The organism is Flavobacterium sp. ZE23DGlu08 (assembly GCF_030505335.1).
Taxonomy (GTDB): domain Bacteria; phylum Bacteroidota; class Bacteroidia; order Flavobacteriales; family Flavobacteriaceae; genus Flavobacterium; species Flavobacterium algoritolerans.
The window spans coordinates 2,547,211-2,571,449 of sequence record NZ_CP130045.1; the positions used below are offsets into that span (position 1 = coordinate 2,547,211).

A 24,239-nucleotide genomic window follows, 5' to 3' on the forward strand; every position below is an offset into this window, starting at 1 on the left:
TGTGTTTTTATATCCAAATCGTAGAATTGTTTTTAGGCTTCATTATTAATTTATTACGGTTTTGTTTTGTAACATTTTTTGTTTCTTGGTTACTAATTAAGTATAAAAATAAACAGCTTTATGAAAAAAATATTCTCTATAGTTTTCTTACTCCTTTTTGGATTTTTCCTTTTTTACATCAACCTGCCGGTAATTAATTATGGATTTACGGGTTTTGCTATTGTTTTGTTGTTATTAGTTATTCTTGGGATTTTATTTTCTTTGGGATTTACTGTTTCACAGCAAACAAAGCAAGTGAAGATTGTTTCCAGACCGAGCAAGGTTTTGTATATTCTGGCAGGAATACTTTTAGTGTATTGTATCGCGCTTCCTTTTGTAACAAGCTTAAAAATGTTCAGAAGCGATTCGTATCAAAAATTAATAGGCGAGGTTAAAAACGGCCAAAAAATAACCAATCATATTGCTCCAATTTCTATTGATAAAATCCGTGTGGTCGATGAGGAGTTAGCGCATCTTTTGGGTGAAAAAATATTAGGTTCACAACCAGCTTTGGGAAGTCAGGTAGAATTAGGGGATTTTTGTATCCAAAAGGTAAATGACAACTTGTATTGGGTTGCTCCATTATTGCATTCTGGTTTTTTAAAATGGTTTAACAATCAAGAAGGAACTGCGGGATATGTTATGGTTTCTGCAACCAATGAACGCGATGTGAAATTAGTTCAGAGTGTAGGAGGGAAAGCCATTAAGATTAAGTACCAGCAAGGGGCTTATTTTCAAAGTGATATTCACAGACATGTTTATTTTAATGGAAACGCTACGGTTGGTCTGGCTGATTTTAGTTTTGAAATTGATGATGCTGGAAATCCATTTTGGATTGTCACTAAATATGTGAAAAAAATTGGTTTCTCAGGAAAAGAAGCGACTGGTGTTATTGTGGTTGATGCGCAATCTGGAGCTATAAAAGAATATTCAATTGCTGAAACACCAAAATGGGTAGATCGAATTCAGCCTTTGGATTTCATAGAAGATCAATTGAATGATTGGGGAGAATATGTTCACGGGTATTGGAATTTTTCTAATGCGGATAAACTTCAAATCACGGAAGGATTGACATTGGTGTACGGAAAAGACAATAAATCCTATTGGTATACGGGATTGACTTCGGTGGGGAAAGAAGAATCAGCAGTAGGTTTTGTATTGGTGGATACCAGAACCAAAGAAACTACCTTTTATAAGCAAGGTGGCGCAACAGAATTTGCTGCTCAAAGTTCTGCACAAGGGAAGGTTCAGGAAAAAGGCTATAAGGCTTCGTTGCCTATTCCGTACAATATCAACAATATTCCCACGTATGTAATGACACTTAAAGATGACGGTGGATTGGTCAAAATGTTTGCGATGGTTGCCATCTCAGATTATACGATTGTGGGCGTAGGCAATACGATGCGAGAAACGTTGACTTCGTTTAAAAACGTCTATAATATGGCGGATAATAAAATAAATCCGAACAGTGTTTCCAATAAAAAATCGCTGAAATCAGTGGTAACCCGAATCCAGAATGATGTGAAAAATGGGAATAGTTTTTATTATTTTAAAGTCAAAGATTATCCTAATATTTTTGTAGGTTCTTCACAAATATCGAATCAATTGCCAGTTACAATGGTGGGTGACAGTATAAAAATTTCTTTTGATGTAGACTTAGAAGAAGTAATTGATGTTTCGAGTTTTGAGAATATCAATCTGAAAATGAGCATGAAAACGAAATAATTAAAAAGGGCCTAAAGAAATTTCTTTAGGCCCTTTTTTTATTTTTTTGGCAGTAATTTGAATGAGGTGACTTTGAATTTATTGTCAACCACTTTACCAACCACTTCCGCTTTTCTAATGGCAGAACAAAAACCATCGCTGGCATGCGCATCTCCATGAGAGTCGATAGAACTTCCGTCAACAAAATAGGATTTTCCGTCAATGCGAACGGCTAATTCGCAACCGTGTCCTTCCATCCCAAATTGGCATTGTCCGCATGAAGCTTCTACAATTTGAGGTTTTTTTGGTTCTTCTTTCTTATCCTGAGCGCTTGCAAGTGTTGCAGAGAACAAAATAGCTAAGTATAGTAACTTTTTCATAAATGATTAAATTTTTACTTCAGCTAAGATACTCGTTTTTTTATATCGAATAATTTTTAAACATATAAATCCACAATAATCTGGAAAAACGAATGTTGAAAGAAGACATTGCAATAATGACAACAGCAATAATTGGAATGATTCTCAAATCAAAATTTTCGGTAAAGAAGAATTGCGCTACAGCATATGTCGCTATACCTTGCGCTACTGTTAAACCATAATTGACATACATGGCGCCAAAGAAATAGCCAGGTTCTTTTTCGAATTTAAACTGGCAATTCGAGCAATACTGGTTCATTTTAGGAAATCCAATGTTTAAGAAAATATTCTTTTCATTGAAAACTTTGCCTTTAAGACAGTGAGGGCAATCATTATTCAGGATGTGTACAATAGAATTTGACATCGTTATTATTTTTATCAAAGGTATTTCTTATTCATGTCATGGATGTTTTCTATATTCGCTTATTATAGCACAATAAAGACATTTAGAGGAGATGAAAAAATATCCGATTTATAACATCCAGCGGTTTAACTGTAATTCAGTGAATAGTGATTTGTATATTAACACCTTCAAAAATCACTTAATCGACCATAGTTTTGTTGAGGAACCTCACCGCCATAATTCGTATGTTCTGGTTTTTTTTACGAAAGGTTCCGGAACGCATGAAATCGATTTTGATGTATTTACGATTCAGCCGGGAAGTATGTTTTTCTTGCAACCCGGACAAATGCACCATTGGAATTTATCCGATGATGTGGAAGGTTTTGTGATTTTCTATTCCCAGGAAATGTATAATCTTTATTTTGGACAAAAAACCATTGGCGATTATCCTTTTTATTCTTCGGTGGATAATAAGCCTGAAATGTTTTTTGATGCAACCGAATCGAAATTGATTCTCCCTTATTTTGAAAGTCTGATTTTAGAAACTCAGGCAAATCAGCTGTTGAAACAGGATAGAATCATGAATCTGTTAGACATTATTCACATTGAAATTGCCAGAAAATATAGTGAAACACATCTCCACGAAGCCCATTCGTATAATGTGAAAATCAAAACATTTGAATTGGTTTTAGAACATAATTTTAAAAAAGAAAAAGCACCTTCTTTCTATGCTTCGCAACTTGCAATTACTTTAAAACACTTGAACAGGATTTGCAATGAAATGTTGCAAAAAACCACAACCGAGGTAATTACAGATAGAATTATACTCGAAGCGAAACGCATGCTGATGGATAAAAAGTTTACCGTTAATGAAATTGCAACGGAATTAGGCTTCGATGATTATTCTTATTTTACACGATTATTTAAAAAACATACCCGAATGACTCCAACAGTTTTTCGAATGGTTAAAAAGTAATGGGGAATCAATGTCATTTCCTTAAGACGTTTGTCAAGTCGAGCGCAGTCGAGACTCAACGGTTAGTCTCGACTGCGCTCGACTTGACAATACTATAGATAGTAAATTACGAATTCACGGTAACCAAACTAGCTGCTTTTTTCGCTTTTTCTACCACTTCTTCAATAGGAGTTTCTAAAGTATCATTGACTAAAGCCACGCCCATTCTCCTATACGGTCTTGAAGTTGGTTTTCCAAAGATTCTGAAATCAGTTTTAGGTAAGGAAGCAATGTTTTCGATGCCGGAATACGTTGGGTTTGTTGAGTTTTCCGAAGCTAAAATTACGGCACTTGCTCCCACTTTTTCTAATGTAATTTCGGAAATGGGCAAACTCAAAATGGCTCTTAAATGCAATTCGAATTCATTGAAGTTTTGTGTTCCAGCTAATGTTACCATTCCAGTATCATGCGGACGAGGTGATAATTCCGAGAAATAAACGCCGTCATCAGCCAAGAAAAATTCTACTCCAAAAAGTCCTGCGCCACCCAAAGCTTCAGTTACTTTTTCGGCCATGTCTTGTGCTTCGTATAAATCCTTATCGGAAATTCTGGCGGGTTGCCAGCTTTCTTGATAATCCCCACGTTCTTGTCTATGGCCAATTGGCGCGCAAAAAAGTGTCGGATTATTATTTTGGACAACCGTTAATAAAGTAATCTCCGAATTGAATTTGACAAATGCTTCTACAATGACTTCTACCACATCGCCACGGGAACCTTCTACAGCATAATTCCATGCTTTTTCAATATCAGCTTCAGTTTTTATGGTAGATTGTCCTTTTCCGGACGATGACATTAATGGTTTTACAACACAAGGCATTCCAACGGCTTCAACACCTTTTTGTAATTCCTCGGCAGTTGTGGCGTAGCGGTAATCAGCAGTTTTTAAACCTAATTCTTTGGCAGCCAAATCCCGAATCGCTTTTCTATTCATGGTGAAGTTTGCCGCTTTCGCAGAGGGAACTACGGTAATTTCTTGTTTTTCGTAATCATAAAAACGCTCGGTTCTGATGGCTTCAATTTCCGGAACAATAAAATCAGGTTTGTGTTTGGCAACGATTCTATCTAAAGCGTCACCATCCAGCATATTGATAACTTCAAAATCATGGGCAACTTGCATGGCGGGTGCATTTTCGTAACTGTCAACCGCAATTACGATTTGTCCGATGCGTTGTGCTGCGATTGTAAATTCTTTTCCTAATTCGCCTGAGCCTAGCAATAGTATTTTCATGAAAAAAAGTTTAATGTTTGAAGTTTAAAGTTGCGTAAGGTTAGGAATGCAATTTAAAACGGAAACAAAAATAGTGTTTTTTTGCGTGAGGGATTAAAGTGAAAATCCTTTTTATTTTTGAAGTGATAACGGAGAAATAAAAAGATTGCAGCGGAAAGCCCGACCCTTGTGGTCACGCCCAAAAACAACAAAACCCCAAGAAAATCTTGAGGCTTTGTTTGTATATTGGAAGTTGGAATTTTGACTTTCCAACTTTTGACTATAAAGCTACTGCTTCTTTTATTCTGCGTAAGGCTTCTTTCAATAATTCTTCGCTTGTCGCGTAAGAAAAACGAATACAGTCCGGGTTTCCAAATGCGTCACCGGTTACGGTTGCTACATTTGCTTCGCCCAAAAGGTACATAGAGAAATCATTGGCATCTTTGATAAAAGTTCCTTTTAATGTTTTTCCGAAGAAAGAAGAAACGTCAGGGAATACATAAAAAGCACCTTCTGGAACGTTGATTTTGATTCCAGGAATGTCTTTTAATAATCCAACGACTAAATCTCTACGGCTATGAAAAGCGTCAACCATGTGTTTTAAAACACTTGGGTCCGCATCAACAGCAGTAATTGTAGCACGTTGTGCAATACTGTTAGCACCACTTGTTACTTGTCCTTGAATTTTTGTACATGCTTTTGCAATGAATTCTGGTGCGCCAATATATCCAATTCTCCATCCTGTCATAGCGAAAGCTTTTGCTACTCCATTTACGGTAATTGTTCTTTCTAACATTCCTGGGATAGATGCGATGCTGCAAAAAGTTCCTGAGAAATTGATGTGCTCATAGATTTCATCAGCAACAACATAAACGTTTGGATATTTCTCCAATACTTTTGCTAATGCCGTTAATTCTTCTCTGCTGTACACAGATCCACTTGGATTACAAGGAGAACTAAACCACATCATTTTTGTTTTTGGTGTAATTGCTGCTTCTAATTGTTCTGGTGTGATTTTGAAATCAGTATCTACAGAAGTTGGAACTTCTACAGGAATTCCACCTGATAATTTTACGATTTCGAAATAAGAAACCCAGTAAGGTGCCGGTAAAATTACCTCGTCACCATCATTCAACATTACTTGTGCAATGTTGTATAAAGATTGTTTTGCTCCTGTTGAAACTACAATTTGAGACGGTTTGTACTCTAAATCATTGTCTCTTTTGAATTTTCTACAGATGGCTTCTTTTAATTCTAAATATCCTTCTACTGGAGAATAAGTGCTGTAATTTTCGTCAATTGCTTTTTTAGCCGCTTCTTTGATAAAGTCTGGCGTATTGAAATCAGGTTCGCCTAAGCTTAAACTGATAATGTCTTTTCCTTGTGATTTTAATTCTCTGGCCAAAGCTGCCATTGCTAATGTTTGAGACGTAGATAAATTGTTTATTCTATCTGATAATGGATTCATTTTTTAATAGGTTGTAGTTAGTTTTTATTAAATTCATTCTGTTGGTAGAGATGCACTGCAGCATCTTTACACGTTGTGTTTTTTATGATTATACAGTAAGAGCAGGGTTTTGTCCCAAATCTTTCAAATGCTTAAAATGTGCAATAACGGCGCTTCGCATTGTTTTGTATTCATAATACGGCAAGTTGCATTCCTGCGCAGTTTCTTTCACAATTTTAGCAATTTTACCATAATGGATGTGGCTGATATTTGGAAAAATATGGTGCTCAATTTGGTGATTCAATCCGCCTGTGTACCAGTTAACGATTTTGTTTTTTGGAGCAAAATTAGTTGTGGTAAACAATTGATGAATAGCCCAAGTATTGTCCATTTCACCTAATTCATTTGGAGATGGATTAGTCGTTTCTTCAACAACGTGTGCCAATTGGAACACAACACTTAGAATTAAACCAGCAGTGTAATGCATCACGAAGAAACCAATTAATACTTTCCACCAAGTGATTCCAATAACGATTGGTAATACGATCCAGATAGAAACATAAATTACTTTGGTGATAATTAAAGTCGTCCAAAGTATTTTTGGGCTTTTCGCTTCTCCGTACGATAATTTTCTTTTCAAGTAGCTTCTCATCTGTTTGAAATCAGTTGTGATAGCCCAGTTGAATGTTAATAATCCGTATAAGAATACAGAATAATATTGCTGAAAACGGTGGAAATTATACCATTTTGCTTCTTTAGTAAAACGGATAACACGTCCGGCATCTAAATCCTCATCGTGACCCGGAATGTTTGTGTAGGTGTGGTGTAAAACATTATGTTGCACTTGCCAGTTGTATACATTTCCTGCCAAAACATAAATAGTTCCACCCATGAATTTGTTGACCCAAGTTTTATTGGAATAAGAACCATGATTTCCATCGTGCATCACATTCATTCCTACTCCAGCCATTCCAATTCCCATAACTATTGTCAACAGAAGATGTGCCCAAAATGGCATACCAAGTGTCAGAATTAAAAAATAAGGCGCAAGAAAAACTGAAAACAGAATTATAGTTTTCAAATATAGTTTCCAATTGCCGGTCTTTTGGATGTTATTTTCTTTGAAGTAATTGTTAACCCGTGAGTTAAGTGTTCTAAAAAACTTTAGGCTATCTTGCTTAGCAAATGTTGGAGCATTATTATTCATATATTTTCAATAAAGTTCAAAGGTAATTATTATAAATTTTTGGATATACAAAATTGAGATAAATATTTTAACTCTAAAGTATTACTTTTGTTAAAAAATTAATAGATGGACGAGATTCTTAAGTATTTTCCTAATTTAACTGATATTCAGAAAGAACAGTTCGAAAAACTGGATTTTTTATACCATGATTGGAATGAAAAAATCAATGTTATTTCGAGAAAAGATATTGATGCTTTGTACACCAAACATATTTTACATTCTTTAGGAATAGCCAAAATCATAAAATTTGAAGCTGGAACGTATGTTCTTGATGTAGGAACTGGCGGAGGATTTCCTGGAATTCCATTGGCGATTCTTTTTCCGGAAACGCGTTTTTATTTAATTGATGTTATTGCGAAGAAAATAAAAGTGGTTCAAGCTGTTGCCGAAGGATTAGGGTTGAAAAATGTAAAAGCCGAACAAATGCGTGCCGAAAATGTAAAAGGAGATTTCGACTTTATCGTGAGTCGTGCCGTAACAAATATGCCGGATTTTGTTTCTTGGGTGAAAACCAAAATCAAAAAGAACAACAAACACGAATTGAAAAACGGAATTCTGTATCTAAAAGGGGGTGATTTAACCGAAGAATTAAAGGATTTTCCAAAAGCCACTGAATATAATCTTGCTGATTTCTTTGAAGATGAATTCTTTGAAACCAAAAAAGTAGTGCATTTGCCGTTGAAGTTTCAATCGTAGTCATAAGATCGAAAGATAGAATTGACTAGAAAAAAGATAAAAAAAAGCCGAATCTAAATTTTAGATTCGGCTTTTTTACTATTTGTATGTTCTTTAAGACTTTCGACTTTCAAACTTTACGACTAATTTATTATCCTAAAAACGGGTATCTGTAATTCTCTGGAGTAACAAATGTTTCTTTGATGGTTCTTGGAGAAACCCAACGCAATAAGTTCAATACTGAACCTGCTTTGTCATTAGTTCCTGAGCCTCTAGCTCCACCAAATGGTTGTTGTCCTACAACAGCACCTGTAGGTTTGTCGTTGATGTAGAAATTACCAGCGGCATTTTCTAAAACTTTCATCGCATATTCAATGGCATAACGGTCTTGGCTCAAGACAGCTCCTGTCAATGCATACTCAGAAGTCGAATCTACTAATACAAGAGTTTCTTCCCATTTAGCATCTTCGTAAACGTAAATTGTCAATACTGGTCCGAATAATTCGGTTTCCATTGTACTGTATTTTGGATCTGTAGTTACAATAACGGTAGGCTCTATAAAATAACCAACAGACTTGTCGTAATTTCCTCCTGCAATAATTTCGGCATCAGCATCTTTTTTAGCTTGGTCAATAAAACCGGCTAATTTGTCAAATGAACCTTCTGAAATCACAGATGAAACGAAATTATTAGTATCTCCTGGCGATCCCATTTTCATAGAAGCTAAATCAGCAACTAATAATTTTTTTACTTCTGGCCATATTGATTTTGGTACATACGCTCTTGAAGCAGCGGAACATTTTTGACCTTGGTATTCGAAAGCTCCTCTGGAAAGTGCCGTAGCAACTTGAGCCGGAATAGCGGATGAATGCGCCACAACAAAATCTTTACCTCCAGTTTCTCCTACGATTCTTGGGTATGTTTTGTAGTTGCTGATGTTTTGTCCAATTTTTCCCCAAATGTCATTGAAAACACGAGTTGAACCTGTAAAGTGAATTCCTGCGAAATCACGACTTCCTAATAACGTTTCAGAAATCATGGCAGAGTCTCCATAAACTACATTGATCACACCGTCTGGTAATCCTGCTAGTTTGAATACCTCTACAATTACATTTGCAGAATAAATTTGTGTAGCACTTGGTTTCCAAACTACAACATTCCCCATTAATGCTGGAGCTGCAGGTAAATTACCGGCAATTGCTGTAAAGTTAAACGGAGTGATGGCATATATAAATCCTTCAAGAGGTCTGTGTTCTAATCTGTTCCAAACACCTTCTGATGAAGCGGGCTGTTCAGCATAAATTTGAGACATAAATTGCACATTGAAACGCAAAAAGTCTATAAATTCACAGGCTGCATCAATTTCAGCTTGGTGTACTGTTTTTGCCTGAGCAATCATAGTTGCTGCATTTATTTTGGCACGGTATGGTCCGGCAAGCAATTCAGCAGCTTTTAAAAAGATGGATGCTCTGTGTTCCCAAGCTAAATTAGCCCATTTCTTTTTAGCTTCCAGTGCTGTTGAAATGGCTTTTTCTATATGTTCTTTATCAGCTTCGTGATACTGTCCTACAGTGTGTTTGTGGTCGAAAGGAGGATTTATTGATTGAGTTTTTCCTGTACGGATTTCTTCTCCTCCAATGTATAAAGGAACATCAACTGTTTCATTATACATTTTATTGAAAGTGGCTAGAACTTCTTCTCTTTCCGGACTTCCTGGAGCGTAGGACTTAACGGTTTCGTTAAACGCTTTTGGGACGTTGTAAATTCCTTTTGGCATATTAAATAGATTTTAATTATAATCAAAAATTGAGCTGTAAAGGTAACAATAATTCATCAATCAGAGAATCTGATTGGAAGTTAAAATTCTAATAAAAGAGTTGTAATTTAATTCAAAGCAAAAGGCGCACATAACCTAAAAGTAGGTACGATAACTTTGAAGTTTTTTGTAGAGGTGAAGTTAATCATGTTGAAATATCCTTTCATGGCGCCATAAGGTGAAGAAAGTAAACAGCCAGAACTGTAGGTATGAAATTCACCAGGTTTTAAAACTGGTTTTTTCCCAATTACGCCTTCTCCATCAACTATTTCTATTGCATTTAGAGAATCAAAGATTTCCCAATGGCGAGAAATCAGCTGAACAGAATCTTTACTGTGATTTTCAATTGTGATTACATAACTAAAGGCAAAGTGAATCTTGTAGTTTTTGAAGTAGGTTCCTTCAAAACTAGTCAAAACTGAAATTTTTATACCTCTTGTTATTTGAGAAACCATGATTAAATGGATGAATATGTGTTTATTATTGACAAATTTACAAAAAATTGAACTCGTTTTGCTAAATTTTCGAAAAGTTTTTTTAGTTGGTAATATTTAAGGAATTTGCTATTCCTTTCCCAACAACTCTATCGTATCGATCTGTGTTTTCTCTGTAATAAACGAGTACGGTGTAATCATTTTCCGTTTGATAAAAATTACCGTCAATTGCATTTTCATAGTCAATAACTCCTTTGTCATCAGCAACAATATATTGATAGTTTGTAAATCCCTGTTTGACTAAAATTGCTTTTTCATAAATACCCTTTTGGGAATTATACTCCATTTTGTATTCTGGGGACAGATTATAATTATTGAACATTCCACCAACATAAATATTTTTTTTCAATCTAAAAGTAGGGGCAGAGAGACTAAAATAAACCCATACATAATCCGCTTCGATTTCGGGATTAGTGGCATTTATGTTATTGACAACAAAATCACCATTAACATCTTGGGTAAATGAATAAGGGAAATTTGTTCGTGCGCCATTGGTGTACAAATAGGAACCGTAAATAGCAGTATTAGAATCTATGCGCGCTATATTGTTACTTGCGGATCGTATGTCTTTGTTTTCAAAAAACAAAAACTCATTTCCTGCCCAAAACTGTGTTTCAGGGTCATATTTGTAAATCAAGTCATTTCCAATGGTATATTGTGGGACCACATTTTTTATGGCAGTGTTAAATTGTCCGTTTTGAAGTAAGACTACTTTAACGTTCTTCATTGGATTTTGAAATGTAATTAGGCTTGATTTTATAGAGAATTCTAAATTGTGTTTCAGTTCTATATTACTTACTGTTCGTGCTCGCTTCACCTGCATTGGAACCGTAACAAGATCTTCACATAAAATGAATTTTCTAGAAAATACCACTTCTTTATTTTCGTCTAAAACTTTAATGATATAATTCCCACTGATTCGCAACTGCTGTGTAAACTGATTGGGAATTGATAATTTGTAGTGCGAATAGATTTGTAATGTATTAAAGGAATTAGTATAATCCTGAATTCTTTGGTTGTCAAAACCCTGTAAATATTCGTTTTTTGGAATTCCAGAAGGAACCCAGTTGTAATCGCAATGGATTATTTCGTAATAATAATTGGCTTCATTGCCAAAAAGATCATCAAACTGCAATTGAAATCCTTCTCCTAATTTAAAAATTGGAATCACATTTCGATCACTTTGTAAAAAAGAAATCGTTTTGATATTGTAAGGTGCGGCTACTTCTTTTTCTGCTTGTGCAGAGGAAGAATTAGCTGTGAATACAAAAAGAAAAAAGAAGACTATTTTAAAAAAAGATTTTATCATTTTGCAGCGCTTAAAGATTTTGTAAATATAAGGAATACTCCCCGTTTTTATCCGATAATGTAATTCAAAGAGTAAATATATTTTGTATGTAATTTCTGTTAATTAAAATACAATATTTTTAAAAGTTAGGAGTTATCTTATTATTTTTACTTCAAATATATCTAACCTTATGAAAAAAATCAACAATTTAGTATTCGGGATCATGCTGTTTCCTTTAGCTGTTTTTGCACAGCAAATGGATTACTCAAAAGCAATTCCTTTTGATCCTAGCGTAAAAACAGGTAAGCTTGAAAATGGCTTAACCTATTACATCAAGAAAAATGCCAAACCAGAAAAAAAAGTAGATCTTAGGCTGGTTGTTAATGCTGGTTCTATCCTTGAGGAGAATGACCAACAAGGATTGGCTCACTTTATGGAGCACATGTGTTTTAATGGAACCAAGCGCTTTCCTAAAAATCAATTAGTTGATTATTTGCAAAGTATTGGTGTAAAGTTTGGGCAACACTTAAATGCGTATACCAGTTTTGATGAAACGGTTTATTTTTTGCCAATTCCATCTGACAGTCCTGAAAAATTAGAAAAAGGATTTCAAATTATTGAAGATTGGGCTTTTAATACCGTTTTGACACCAGAAGAAATCGATAAAGAAAGAGGCGTAGTTTTAGAAGAATACAGATTGGGTTTAGGTGCTCAAAAAAGAATGTTGGGCCGCTACATTTCAAAAATGATGCATGAGTCACACTATGCGGAGCGTTTGCCAATTGGTCAAAAAGAAATTTTAGAGAAATTTAAACACCAATCGTTAATTAATTTCTACAAAGATTGGTATCGTCCTAATTTGATGAGCGTAATTGTTGTTGGAGATATTGATGTTGCAGAAATGGAGAAGAAAATCATTTCTCATTTTTCAAGTTATAAAAATCCAGCCAAAGAAAAACCTAGAAAATTTTATGACGTTCCTAATCACAAGGAAACTTTTGTAGCTGTTGAAAGTGATAAAGAAGCTTCAAGCGCTCAAGTACAATTGATTTACAAAGATTATGGAGCTCCAAAACCAATCGTGAATATTGGAGATTTCAAAAATTACATTATTGAAGGATTGTTCTCTACGCTTTTAAATACGCGATTGGATGAACTTACAAATTCAGCTACACCTCCATTTACCTATGGATATTCGTATTATGGCGGAACTTTTGCCAGAAATAAAAAAGCATATCAGTCTGTGGCTATGTCTCAAGAAGATAAGCAATTAAGTGCTTTGAAAGTATTGATAACTGAAAATGAAAGAGCTAAGAAATTTGGATTTACACAAGGTGAATTAGATCGTTCAAAATTAGAATTTCTTGCTTCTATTGAAAAAGCATATAACGACAGAGACAAAACGAATTCAGTAAATTTTGTTGGAGAATACCAAGCTAATTTCTTGGAAAAAGAGCCAGTTCCCGGAATTGAATGGACGTATCAAACGATTAAACAATTGATGCCTTTGATTGATTTAAAGGATGTAAATAGTTTGATTAAAGATTACGTAAAAGAAGACAACCGTGTCATTATTCTTACTGGCCCTGAAAAAGAAGGTTTGAAAAAAGTTACAGAACAACAAGTTCTTGATGCTTTGAAAATTAATACTGATGATATTAAGCCTTATGAAGATGCTGCAGTTGCGACAAGTTTGATAAGAAACGAAGTTAAACCGGGTACAATTGTTAGTCGTGAAAGCAATGCTAAAATTGGAACAAAAACATTAGTATTGTCCAATGGTGTGAAAGTAACGTATAAGAATACAGATTTCAAAAATGATGAGGTTCTTTTTGAGGCGGTTAGTCTTGGAGGAACTAATTTATACTCTAATGAGGATATGAAAAAAGTTCAATTTGCTAACGGAGCCTTGGCGGAAGCCGGATTCTCAGGATTGAAATTGAATGATATCAATAAATTCATGACGGGTAAAATAGCAAGAGTAAACCCATATATAGGTGGAACTACTGAAGGTTTGAGAGGAAATTCCACTCCGAAGGATTTAGAATATTTGTTCCAAATGACGCATGCTTATTTCACAGATTTAAATATGGATGTGACCGCTTTTGAAGGCTACAAACAAAAGCAATCGGCTTTCTTTAACAATATGGCTTCACAACCTAGTTTTTATTTTCAGCAAGAGTTTTATACGTATTTGAATAAAGAGAATCCTAGATTTAATGGGTTGATTCCTTCTGAAAAAACTTGGGGAGAAACAGATTATGCATTAGCGTACAAAAAATACAAAGAGCGTTTTGCCAATGCTGCTGATTTTGAGTTTTATTTCGTTGGAAACATTGATGATAAAACTATGGAAGCGTATTCTATTAAATATTTAGCGTCTTTACCTGCGACTGATAAAAAAGAGAAAGCCGTAGATTTAGGTTATAGAATGCTAAAAGGAGATTTGAAAAAAGTCGTTAATAAAGGAACAGACCCTAAAAGTAACGTAACGATCATGTATTATGGAGATGCAAAATATTCTGCAAAAGATGCGATGAGTATGCAAGCATTAGGAGAAGTTTTGACTATAAAACTAATCGAGCAATTGCGTGAAAATGAAAGTGGTGTTTATGGTGTTTCTGCAAGAGGAAGCATGAATAAAGTTCCAAATGGATCGTACAGTTTTACAATTGGTTTCCCATGTGGACCAGATAATGCTGAAAAATTGACAGCTTCTGCTTTAAAAGAACTTCAAAATATTATCGATAAAGGACCAGATGAAAAAGATGTGGCTAAATTTAAAGAAGGTGAATTAGCTGATTTCAGAAAAGACAGTAAGGAAAACAGATATTGGTTGTCTAATTTCACTAGATCATACACCAATGGAAGTAGCGCTGAAGAAGTCTTGAAATTTGAAGAAACTGTAAATGCAGTATCGGCTAAGGATATTCAAGATATTGCAAAAAAATATCTTACAAAAGATAAAGTAATTGGAATGTTGATGCCAGAAAAAAAATAAACCAACTCAATTTATAAATTAAAAACCTGCTAAAATTAACTTTAGCAGGTTTTTTTATAGTGTAAATTATTTAAAACAAACCGGAATAATTTCCCCTTTGGCTAAACAATATTTCTCTACTAATTCAGGGGCAATTTTATTTGTGTAATCTTCTTCAATTACTTTAAACCCAATGCTTCGTAATTTATCAAAATAATCACGGCCATAAATACGAACGTGATCGTATTGACCAAAGATTTTAGCGCGTTCTTTTTGATCCGTAATGGAATCATCGGCAAAAGTTGCTGCTCTGGATAAATCCTGCGGAATTTGTAAAATAGCCATTCCACCTGGTTTCAAAACCCGATACAATTCCTGCATGGCTTTCGTGTCATCCGGAATGTGTTCTAAAACATGATTGCACAGAATAACATCATATTGATTGTCTTCAAAAGGTAAATTACAAATGTCAGCTTTTACATCCGCCAATGGTGAAAACAAATCGGTTGTAGTATAGTCCAGATTTTTCTGGTTTCTAAACAATTTATAAAAAGCTTGTTCTGGCGCAAAATGCAATACTTTCTTTTTTGCTGCCGAAGTAAAAAAGTCAGTTTCGTTATTTAAATACAACCACAATAAACGATGTCTTTCCAGGGAAAGTGTACTTGGCGAAAGCACATTATTTCTTTGTGTTTCGTACCCATAAGGCAACATCGATTTGAAGCTTTTTCCATCGATTGGGTCGGTGAAATTAGTTCCTCTTAATGAAAAAGCAATAATAGGACGCGCTACATAACTTAAACGAATAAGTATAGGACGCGGAATAGTATTGAGTACAAGTTTAAATAGTTTTTTCATTACAGCACTAAAGGTGTTTGTCTAAACTCATCTTCTTCATCACTCACAATTCCTAACGCTTTGTAGATGTATCCAAAAGTCGATAAAATCTCTGGTTTTCCATCAATAATCGCAACATCATGCTCAAAATGCGCACTTGGTTTTCCATCGGCAGTAAGGATTGTCCAGCCGTCTTTTAATTGTTTGATGTTTCGGGTTCCCATATTAATCATCGGTTCAATAGCGACAACCATTCCTTCTACAAAAAGTTTTCCTCTTCCTTTTTTACCATAATTAGGCATTTCAGGATCTTCATGCATTTTTTGTCCTACGCCATGACCTACTAATTCACGCACAACGCCATAACCATGCGCTTCTGTATATTTTTGAATTGCATTTCCTACGTCTTCTACACGATTTCCTAATTTGAATTCGCGGATTCCAACATATAAAGATTCCTTGGTTACCTGCAATAATTTTTTTGTTTCAGGAGCGACTTCACCTATTTCAAAAGAATAAGCATGATCGCCATGGTATCCATTTTTATATGCGCCACAATCTACGGAGATTACATCACCACTTTTTAAAGGTGTATTGTTTGGGATTCCATGAACTACTTGTGCGTTTGGACTCATGCAAAGTGAATTCGGGAAACCATATAATCCAAGAAAACTTGGTTCAGCTCCATGATCACGAATGAATGTTTCGGCTAATTTATCCAGGTATAAAGTCGTAACTCCTTCTTTTATTTCAGAAGCAATCATTCCTAATGTTTTTGATACGATTAAGGCACTTTCGCGCATTAATTCTATTTCTTCACGTGATTTTACTATAATCATAATTTCGAATTTTCAGTTTGCAAAAGTACAATTTTATAAATTATTTAATCCGGATTAGCCATTATTTTAAAAAGCTCTGAATTTGAAATGTAAAAACGGTTCTCCAAAGCTATCTTTGAAAGCTGTGCGCTAACTAAATTATTCTCTCTTGTATTAATTAAAAATAAGGAACTTTCTCCAAAAGAAAATAATCTTTCCTCTGAATTTAACATCGTGAGATTATCCTGAACCAAACCTTTGATTAGTTCCTTTTGTCTTAGCAAGGATTCAATTTCCATCCTTTGTGCATTTATTTTATTGGTCAGTTGTACTTTTTCTAAATCCAATGTAAATTCAGTTTCCTGTACTTTATACTTCGCCAGTTTCAAACTTCCGCGTTCTTTTCGAAGAAACAAAGGGAAATAAAAATCCAATCCAATTTTATAATCCTCAAACTGATAATTATCAATGTAACTGGGTTCTGATATATAAGAATAACCCACATCAATTTTTGGCAAAAGCATATTGGCCTTTAATTTTTTTTCCACATTTAGCATGTCAATCTTGCTTTGCAATGCATTGATTTTTGGGTGATTGGTAATGGAGAAATTTGTATTCAATAAATCATTCGTTTTTAAACTTTCCTGAATCGTAAATTCCAATTGCGTTTCGGGAATCAATTCATCGGATATTTCCAATGGGATATTGTTTTCCAACCAAAGAAAATTAGAAAGTTCTAATTTGGCTTTAGCCAATTTAAGCTTGGAGTCTTCCAGATTCAGGATTCTGTTTTTTACAATAATTCCCGCTTCAACGCTGTCAATTGCAGGTTTGTCACCTTGCTGGATTAACGACTGAATTCCCTTGAACCTAATTTGTGCATTCTTGTTGTATTCTTCATACAATTGCACTTCATTGAAGTTTTTTTTCCAATTAAAATAGGCCTGCGAAGCATCATACAAAACTGCAATTGCCTGAAGTTTTCGTTCTGCCTGACTCAATTGCATTTGCATTTTTGCCTTTCGTACATCAGCCATTCTTTGGTTAATAAACAGTCCTTGTCCAAGTGGAACGGTCACTCCTAAGGAAGTTAATCCTTGATTGGGAAGTGTGTTTTGCGGATTCAAGTATACACCGTCACTATTGTCAAAACCCGCTTTAATCTCGATTCCATACCAAGTTGGGATTTTGAAACTGCTGTTCAATATCGAATAATACTCTTTGTCTTTGAATTGTTTTTCGCTGAAATCGACTTCGATTTTTGGGTCAAAACCACCGCGAGCCATCATCAAATTAGCTTGCGCTTTATTGATTTCCAAGTTGGCATTCTTCACCAGCGGATGGTATTTTTTTACATACCCCAAGAACTCCGTGTAAGTGAATTCTTTTGAGGTCATATCTTGGGCTGTTGCAGCAAAACCCAAAAATAAAAATGCTAAAAATAGTTGTTTCATTATTTTTTATCTGTTGTTGGTTTTACCGCTGGTTTGTAATAATTAGGAGGGAATCCGTTCAGGGATCGCCACAATTCAAACCAAACAGGTACATTATTTAGCAACGCAATAGTTTGTGCTCCAGCTCCAATACTTAGTTGTTCAGGCCATTTTTCATCATTTTTATCAGGTGATATTAAGACCCGATATTTTCCATTGACGCTAATGAAATTTTCAATGGCTATAATTTCACCACCAAAGGTACCATACGACATGTTTGGCCATCCAGAGAATACAATTGTAGGCCATCCATCAAACCAAACCCTAACTTTTTCGCCTTTTCGTAACAGCGGAAGATCAATTGGGTTTACAAAAGTTTCTACGGCAATATCATATTTGGATGGCATTATCGTTGCAATTGGCGTTCCTTCTTTTATGGTTTCTCCTATACCGGACTGCAATGCCCTGTTGATGTATCCGTTTTGCGAGGCTTTGATATAATACATTCCGTTTCTAATGCTGTAATTTGCATATTGATTTTCAAGTTTATTCACTTGCGCGTCAGTGTCGTACTGACTGCTAAGCGCCGTGAATTTGTCACTATTGGCTTTCGAAACTTTCTCTGCATACTCTGCGCTTATTCTGCTTATTTCAACTTTGGCATTAATAAATTCGTTTTTACTCGTTAAAAATTTGTTTTCCTGAGTGATAATTTTCGCTTCAACTTCTTGTAATTTCAGTCTTTTTTCTTCAATATCAGTAAGCGGTTTCAGTCCTTCCTTATTCAATTGAACTGAACGATTGTATTGCGTGTTAGCTATCTTTAGTTGAGTTTTTACGGCAACTAAATCCATACTGTCGCTCTTAATTTTCAAAACGGATTGTTTGATTTTATTTTGCGCTTGTTCCAGTTTCAAAACTTTTTCTCTTTCAATGGCTTGTATCTGGCCGGTAAGCGTGCTTACTTTTGAACCATACGATTGCAAAGATTGTTTTTTAGCATCTATTTGATTTCTAGTATTTTGAACTAAATTTGGATCCATATAATCCTCTTTTATTTCTGAAATGAACAAGATGGTGTCACCTTTCTTTACAAAATCGCCTTCCTGAACATACCATTTTTCAAGTCGACCAGAAATTACACTCTGAATGGACTGCGGTCTTTGATCAGGTCTTAACGTAGTAACGCTTCCGCTACCTGAAATGTTTTGTGTCCAAGGCAGGAAAAGTGCTATCACGCCTATAATTGAAACTCCTACAATAATTTTATTCAAAATTTTATAGTGAGGTCTGTTGACCAAGTTTTTTACCGTAGTAAAACGATCTAATGGCGGCAGTTTTGTTTTATTGTCAGATATGTTTAGCATTACTATTTATTTTTTAAATCAAGTTGAATAGTTCCATTTTCCATAGTGATAATACGACTGCATTTGGTTTTCCAATATGGGTTTTTTGAGGAAACTATTATTGTCCAGTTGTTCTTCTCGGATGTAAGGAAATCAATAATTTCATTAGCAACTTTAATGTCCATCATGTCCGTGGGATCTTCATAAAAAAGGATTTTTGGTTTGTGTATAATACTTCTAGCCAATAGTACTTTTTGTGCATTAGAAGACGATAATTGTTTTCCTTCCGGAAAAATGCGTGTCTCCAGACCCTTCGGCAGCGTTTTTACAAAGCTGGAAAGTTGGACGCCCTCAATAGCCCATTTTAGATTCTCAGTAGTGATTGAGTTGTCATTGAACGTAATGTTTTCTAACAGAGTACCTTCAAATGGCGTTTCACCGTGAATAATACCGCCAATTTGAGAGCGATATTGCTTTAGGTTGATTTTTCTATAGGTATCGTCATTGATGTAAAAAGTACCCGATGTAGGTTGTAATAATCCGGATAATATGCGAATTAGCGTTGTTTTTCCAGAACCATTAGGACCTTCAATCGCTATTTTTTCTCCTTGTTCTATTTTAAGGGATAAATTACTCAATATTTCCTTCTTGGAGTCCGGAAATTTAAAAGTAAGATTTTCTATTTCCAATGATATATTAGCATAGCAAGTGTCGCTGCTAAAAGCGGTGTCTTCTTCTAATTCCATGTCAGTCACTTGACCAATTTTTTCAATTGAGGTCAGTACATCGTAGAATGTTTCGAGTCCAATTATAATTTTTTCGACAGAGGTTATAACTAATAAAATAATGATTTCTGCCGCTACGAATTGGCCAATATTCATTTGTTCTGAAAGTACCAAAAAGCCCCCAATAGATAATAATCCTCCAGTTATTAAAATTTTAAAAAGAATTAATTGGGTGAATTGTCTTTTGATGATGCTAAAATGTTTCTCCCTGTAATTTAAGTACTCACTAACGATATTATTATTTTTTTCAAGTCCAAAATTATAATGAAGATCATTTTTGAAACTATAATTATTTCGAGCTAATTCTTGTAACCAGCCTGCTACTTTATATTTGAATTTTGATTCTTTCAAGCTTGTTTCCAGACCGGATTTAAAAGAGAATCGGAAAATAAAATACAAAAGGAAAAAAAGTAGTACACCAAACAGAATAAAATAGGGATGGTATAAAGACAGTAAAATTACTCCAAAAGCAATTTGCAACAGCGCCGCAGAAAAATCGATTAGCAGCTTGGAAGTTCCTTTTTGGATGGTCATTGTATCAAAAAAGCGATTGGCTAATTCCGGTGGATAGGAATTGTACAATTGATCCATTTTTATTTTGGGCAAACGGGCTGCAAATTCAAATGAGGCGCGAACAAATATTTTTTGTTGTAAATTTTCAGTGATTCGCAATTGCATCAAGGATAAAATCCCCACTAATGCAACACCAAAAATTACCAAAATAATTAAAACAATCCAAGAGGCGCTTACTCTTCCGGATTGAATAAAGTTGATGATCGCCTGAATACCCAGCGGTAAAGACAAACTGATTAATCCGGCAAAAATAGCGTAGAAAAATATTTGATAAACATCTTTTTTATCTAATTCAAGTAAATTGTAAAAACGTTTTAATGGAGAAATTTTCATAATATCTTATTTTGTAATTCGTTCAACTAAATCAATGTAGAAATCGGTTGGTGAAATAGTTTCATTACAATTTGTAATTGTTTTTAAATGGTCCTTTAAAAAATGCTGGTGTAATGCACCTTCGACTATTGATGAGGCTAAACTTTTTGCATATTTATAATCAGGATTTACCACTTGTATCATTTCTATAACTCTATTGATTACTCTTTTATACACTAAGAAAAAACCAATTTTATTTTCCTCGTCAACGTCTTTTGTTAGCAATGTTTTTGTGAATTCGGCAATTATTATTTTGTTTAGAATAGATTCGTTGATATGGGCGGTTGTAAAATCATCTTCAATTTTTTCCGTTAAAATAGTAATAGCTTTTTTTAATTTCTCCAATGGTACAGATAAATTATTAGTTGCAAACACTAATTTATACTCCATCCAGCCCCAATACCACGAGGATAAATATAATAATAGTTTATGCTTACTTTCAAAGTATCTATAGATTGAACTTTCATTTGAACCAATTTTTTCACCAAGCTTTTTGAACGTAAAATTTTCAAAACCTATTTCATCTATCATTAAAATACTATGCTCAATTATTTTTTTTCCTAAAGAAGAAGTTTCAGGATTCTTGACGTAAAGTTGATCGTTGACTGTTATTGTTATATTTGCTAAAATAGTGTTCATTTTTAAAATTTTGATGATATACTTGAGAGACAAAAAGGGATTTTATATTATTGTTTCACTGCTTGTATTTAAAACGTATTTTTAATTAAAGATAAGTTTTATTGGTTATTATTAGAAATTAATTTTTAGGCCAAAGTTTAAATTTTTCATATCTCTAATGTCAGTTTCTATATTATTATTTTTTAAATCTAAATATTTTAAATGATCTAATGTTTTGAGAACTGGGATTTGCTTCAATTCATTATTGCCCAAATACAATTTTTCTAGATTTTTAAAATGCAGTAGTTCACTTGGTAATGATTTTAAGTGATCATTTTCTAAATGCAGGGATTTTAAATTGGGCAGTTTTGCTAAAATGTTCAGCGTTTTAGGCAAATTCATTTTTTTTTCATCATTTAAAAACACCTCTTCTAATGCGGTCAAATTAGAAAAATCACTAGGTAATATATTGAAATCATTTCCACTTAAATCAATTGTTTTTAAAGATTTTAGAGTAGTAATGCCAATTGGTATTTCCTTCAGATGATCATTTTTAAGATTTAGATAGGTAAGATTAGTAAACTTTGTCCAATTTATAGTATCTAGTTTAACTGTTTGATTACTCAGATCTAGTCTGTAAATCATTTCAGGATTCTTCAGAGCTTCTTCTAAATTATTGTAATCTTTACTTTGATCAGGCTTAATTTGACCAAATAATGCATTTGAAAAGACGATTAAAAATGCCAAAATTAAGTTCGTTTTCATTTTATTTTTTTTAGATTATTCAACAAAAGTAATCACATAATCAATAGTAATGCTATTGATTATGTGACTTTAACTTTTTTTTAAGAAACGCATGCTTTTACTTCTTGTTTAGTAATTAACCTGAACTCGATTTATCATTAAAAAAAATGTGCAAATAATGAAATTAGATTCGTGTAAATATCTGAAAATTGAAAGTTTAACTTAACGATATTTTCAAGATATGATGATGTTTTGCGGCAAAATGTTGATTAATTGCTCAAAAATTTCTTCTTTGAAATTCGAAACCGCCTGATTTAAACAATAAAAGCCTCTTTCTAATCGAGCTTAGGGCATCATTAATCCTTGGTTTTAAGAATCCATATTTCCAATAAATTGTGGTTTTCTTGCAATCAAAAATTTATTCCACATATTTGATTTTAAGTAATAGCGTATGTCTTATTATACTTTTCTAAAGCTAAAGAATCAATTATTTTTTAGTATTAATTTTTTTTAGTAAGGTCTACGTTTATTAGTGTGTTTACTATGAATCCATTATTGTTTTGAAATACATTTCTTTGTTCTATTTCTCTTCCAAGTTGTACCGTTTGATTTATATAACCGCCTTCAACTCTAAAATTATTGTTGAATTTGTAACCTAGTAAAATTCCTATTCGGTTTTGATCAAATATATTTTCATTTACATTTTTGCCAAATCCTATAAGTATTTCATTGTAGGCGGCAATGTATGTTGTTTTGTTTGTTATTTCTTTTCCTTTTAAAGGCATTTGAATTCGAAACATATATCGTAAACGGTTAAGGAATAGATAGTCATCTTCTACTTTTATTGTTGGATTTGTATATCTTCCTATGAAACGCTGTTCGAGCATAAAACGATGCGAAAGATCAAATTTTGATATTTTATCTGTGAGCGTAGCCATCTGAAAAATTCTATGTTCCGTAAAATCTCTTCCCATTCCATTTATTGGAAAATCACCATAAGGATAGGTCTCAATCCAGGCATATCCTAATCGTAATTGCAATTTTGGATTGGTTTGGTAGTTCAATCCTACACGCATTAATCCTTGCTGTTTATCAGCAATATAATTGTCTCTTCGCCACTGGTACTCGGAGTGCAAGCTAAATTTATTGGAAACTTTAAATGTTCCAAAATATCCTAACCATCCTATTTGGTTGTGGTCATTTAGTCTAGTATTTTGCGAAAAAACACTGCTGCCCATTAGTGACAACAGTGTTATAAATATTATTTTTTTCATTTAGTATTCTTTTTTGGCTGTGGCAAGTTATTTAGTGTTTCTGGTAGGAATTCTACTTTTCCTGTGTGGATATCATATACCGCACCTACTATTAATATTTCACCATTTAAGTATTTTTTATGTAAAATGGGGTCTAGGTCGCGCAGGTTATTAACTTGGTCAACAACATTTTGTCGTACTGCATTATTAACACGATTCCCAGGTAAGTGAGCACATTTTGCCACCGCGGGTTTAATTTCATTAATCAGGGTTACAATGTGGCCAGGTACATCCTCGGGGCGTTCTACAGCTGCAGCTACTGCACCGCATTCTGTGTGTCCAAGCACTACAATTAATTTTGTTTTTAATTTTAATACGGCAAATTCCATACTGCCATAAGATGCCGCAGCAGATACTTGTCCAGCAGTTCTGATGATAAATAAATCACCTAAACCTTGGTCAAAAATCATTTCATTAGGCACTCTTGAATCTGAACAGCCTACAATTGTTGCAAAGGGTTCCTGTCCGTTTTCTAGGCTTTTTATGGTATTCATGTCTTGCCTTGGTTTGATTGTTCTCCCTTCAATAAAACGTTTGTTTCCGCCCATTAATTTCTTTATGCCAATCCTAGGATCTGCATAAGCGGAATCTCTATTAATGACGTAATGTTCTTTTTTCCATTGTACGGAATCAATCTCAATTTTTTTTGATTTGTTTTTTTTGACTTGTTTTTCTTGCGAATAAGTGCTTAGACCTATACTTAAACACATTAACCCAACTTGCAGAC

21 protein-coding genes are annotated in these 24,239 nt (G+C 34.1%); 4 read left to right on the forward strand and 17 right to left on the reverse strand.

From position 1 onward, the window contains the following. Positions 1-120 precede the first annotated feature (120 nt). Positions 121-1,764 (forward strand): hypothetical protein, encoded by a 1,644-nt coding sequence (locus Q1W72_RS11110; RefSeq protein ID WP_302135244.1) that lies wholly within the window; start codon positions 121-123, stop codon positions 1,762-1,764. A 38-nt stretch (positions 1,765-1,802) separates the two neighbouring features. Here the strand turns inward: Q1W72_RS11110 and Q1W72_RS11115 are convergent, their stop codons facing one another. Beyond that, positions 1,803-2,123, reverse strand: coding sequence for a DUF6370 family protein (locus tag Q1W72_RS11115; protein ID WP_099714397.1), 321 nt, complete (start codon positions 2,121-2,123; stop codon positions 1,803-1,805). Positions 2,124-2,163: 40 nt separating this feature from the next. Then, entirely contained in the window at positions 2,164-2,526 is a 363-nt protein-coding gene (locus Q1W72_RS11120; RefSeq protein ID WP_099714398.1) for a DUF983 domain-containing protein, read from the reverse strand. 91 nt (positions 2,527-2,617) lie between these two features. Between Q1W72_RS11120 and Q1W72_RS11125 the strand changes: the two genes are divergently transcribed. Next, entirely contained in the window at positions 2,618-3,481 is an 864-nt protein-coding gene (locus tag Q1W72_RS11125) for an AraC family transcriptional regulator (RefSeq protein WP_302135248.1), read from the forward strand. Positions 3,482-3,587: 106 nt separating this feature from the next. Here the strand turns inward: Q1W72_RS11125 and purT are convergent, their stop codons facing one another. From purT to Q1W72_RS11140, 3 genes are all read right to left on the reverse strand, one after another. After that, the gene (purT, locus tag Q1W72_RS11130) at positions 3,588-4,748 is read right to left on the reverse strand and encodes a formate-dependent phosphoribosylglycinamide formyltransferase (protein WP_302135250.1); all 1,161 of its coding nucleotides are present in this window, start codon (positions 4,746-4,748) and stop codon (positions 3,588-3,590) included. Between the two features lie 259 nt (positions 4,749-5,007). Next, entirely contained in the window at positions 5,008-6,195 is a 1,188-nt protein-coding gene (locus Q1W72_RS11135; RefSeq protein ID WP_282714558.1) for a pyridoxal phosphate-dependent aminotransferase, read from the reverse strand. 88 nt (positions 6,196-6,283) lie between these two features. After that, positions 6,284-7,381 (reverse strand): acyl-CoA desaturase, encoded by a 1,098-nt coding sequence (locus Q1W72_RS11140; RefSeq protein ID WP_099714402.1) that lies wholly within the window; start codon positions 7,379-7,381, stop codon positions 6,284-6,286. 105 nt (positions 7,382-7,486) lie between these two features. On the opposite strand from Q1W72_RS11140, the gene rsmG reads away from it, so the two are divergent. Continuing rightward, positions 7,487-8,116 (forward strand): 16S rRNA (guanine(527)-N(7))-methyltransferase RsmG, encoded by a 630-nt coding sequence (gene rsmG / locus Q1W72_RS11145; RefSeq protein WP_302135257.1) that lies wholly within the window; start codon positions 7,487-7,489, stop codon positions 8,114-8,116. A gap of 130 nt (positions 8,117-8,246) precedes the next feature. Here rsmG and pruA read toward each other — a convergent pair whose 3' ends face one another. The 3 genes from pruA to Q1W72_RS11160 all read right to left on the reverse strand — a co-directional run bounded on the left by pruA (position 8,247) and on the right by Q1W72_RS11160 (position 11,714). Further along, positions 8,247-9,872 carry an L-glutamate gamma-semialdehyde dehydrogenase gene (gene pruA / locus Q1W72_RS11150; protein WP_121342804.1) on the reverse strand — a complete coding sequence of 542 codons (1,626 nt, stop codon included), beginning with the start codon at positions 9,870-9,872 and terminating at the stop codon, positions 8,247-8,249. 107 nt (positions 9,873-9,979) lie between these two features. Further along, positions 9,980-10,366 carry a Co2+/Mg2+ efflux protein ApaG gene (gene apaG, locus Q1W72_RS11155; RefSeq protein ID WP_099714405.1) on the reverse strand — a complete coding sequence of 129 codons (387 nt, stop codon included), beginning with the start codon at positions 10,364-10,366 and terminating at the stop codon, positions 9,980-9,982. Between the two features lie 82 nt (positions 10,367-10,448). Next, positions 10,449-11,714 carry a DUF5103 domain-containing protein gene (locus Q1W72_RS11160; RefSeq protein ID WP_302135260.1) on the reverse strand — a complete coding sequence of 422 codons (1,266 nt, stop codon included), beginning with the start codon at positions 11,712-11,714 and terminating at the stop codon, positions 10,449-10,451. Positions 11,715-11,883: 169 nt separating this feature from the next. Between Q1W72_RS11160 and Q1W72_RS11165 the strand changes: the two genes are divergently transcribed. Beyond that, on the forward strand, positions 11,884-14,694 hold the full coding sequence (locus tag Q1W72_RS11165) for a pitrilysin family protein (protein WP_302135261.1): 2,811 nt from the start codon (positions 11,884-11,886) through the stop codon (positions 14,692-14,694). Positions 14,695-14,760: 66 nt separating this feature from the next. On the opposite strand, the gene Q1W72_RS11170 is transcribed toward Q1W72_RS11165, so the two are convergent. From Q1W72_RS11170 to Q1W72_RS11210, 9 genes are all read right to left on the reverse strand, one after another. Beyond that, on the reverse strand, positions 14,761-15,531 hold the full coding sequence (locus Q1W72_RS11170) for a class I SAM-dependent methyltransferase (RefSeq protein WP_302135263.1): 771 nt from the start codon (positions 15,529-15,531) through the stop codon (positions 14,761-14,763). Next, positions 15,531-16,349, reverse strand: a complete 819-nt coding sequence (map, locus tag Q1W72_RS11175) for a type I methionyl aminopeptidase (protein ID WP_099714409.1) — start codon at positions 16,347-16,349, stop codon at positions 15,531-15,533. Before map ends, Q1W72_RS11170 begins: the two co-directional genes overlap by 1 nt. 44 nt (positions 16,350-16,393) lie before the next feature. Then, the gene (locus Q1W72_RS11180) at positions 16,394-17,725 is read right to left on the reverse strand and encodes a TolC family protein (protein ID WP_302137939.1); all 1,332 of its coding nucleotides are present in this window, start codon (positions 17,723-17,725) and stop codon (positions 16,394-16,396) included. Between the two features lie 56 nt (positions 17,726-17,781). Further along, a complete protein-coding gene (locus Q1W72_RS11185; protein ID WP_302135266.1) occupies positions 17,782-19,128 on the reverse strand; it encodes an HlyD family secretion protein in 1,347 nt (448 codons plus the stop codon). A 2-nt stretch (positions 19,129-19,130) separates the two neighbouring features. After that, positions 19,131-20,792, reverse strand: a complete 1,662-nt coding sequence (locus Q1W72_RS11190) for a peptidase domain-containing ABC transporter (RefSeq protein ID WP_302137940.1) — start codon at positions 20,790-20,792, stop codon at positions 19,131-19,133. A gap of 12 nt (positions 20,793-20,804) precedes the next feature. Further along, complete coding sequence (locus Q1W72_RS11195) at positions 20,805-21,476, reverse strand: TetR/AcrR family transcriptional regulator (protein ID WP_099714412.1); 672 nt, start codon at positions 21,474-21,476, stop codon at positions 20,805-20,807. Positions 21,477-21,587: 111 nt separating this feature from the next. Then, positions 21,588-22,220: a leucine-rich repeat domain-containing protein gene (locus tag Q1W72_RS11200; RefSeq protein WP_302135267.1), complete on the reverse strand. Its 633-nt coding sequence runs from the start codon at positions 22,218-22,220 to the stop codon at positions 21,588-21,590. 479 nt (positions 22,221-22,699) lie between these two features. Further along, positions 22,700-23,473, reverse strand: coding sequence for a DUF2490 domain-containing protein (locus Q1W72_RS11205; protein ID WP_302135268.1), 774 nt, complete (start codon positions 23,471-23,473; stop codon positions 22,700-22,702). Continuing rightward, positions 23,470-24,222 (reverse strand): carbonic anhydrase, encoded by a 753-nt coding sequence (locus tag Q1W72_RS11210; RefSeq protein ID WP_302135269.1) that lies wholly within the window; start codon positions 24,220-24,222, stop codon positions 23,470-23,472. The genes Q1W72_RS11205 and Q1W72_RS11210 overlap by 4 nt, the downstream gene beginning before the upstream one ends. Positions 24,223-24,239: the final 17 nt, after the last annotated feature.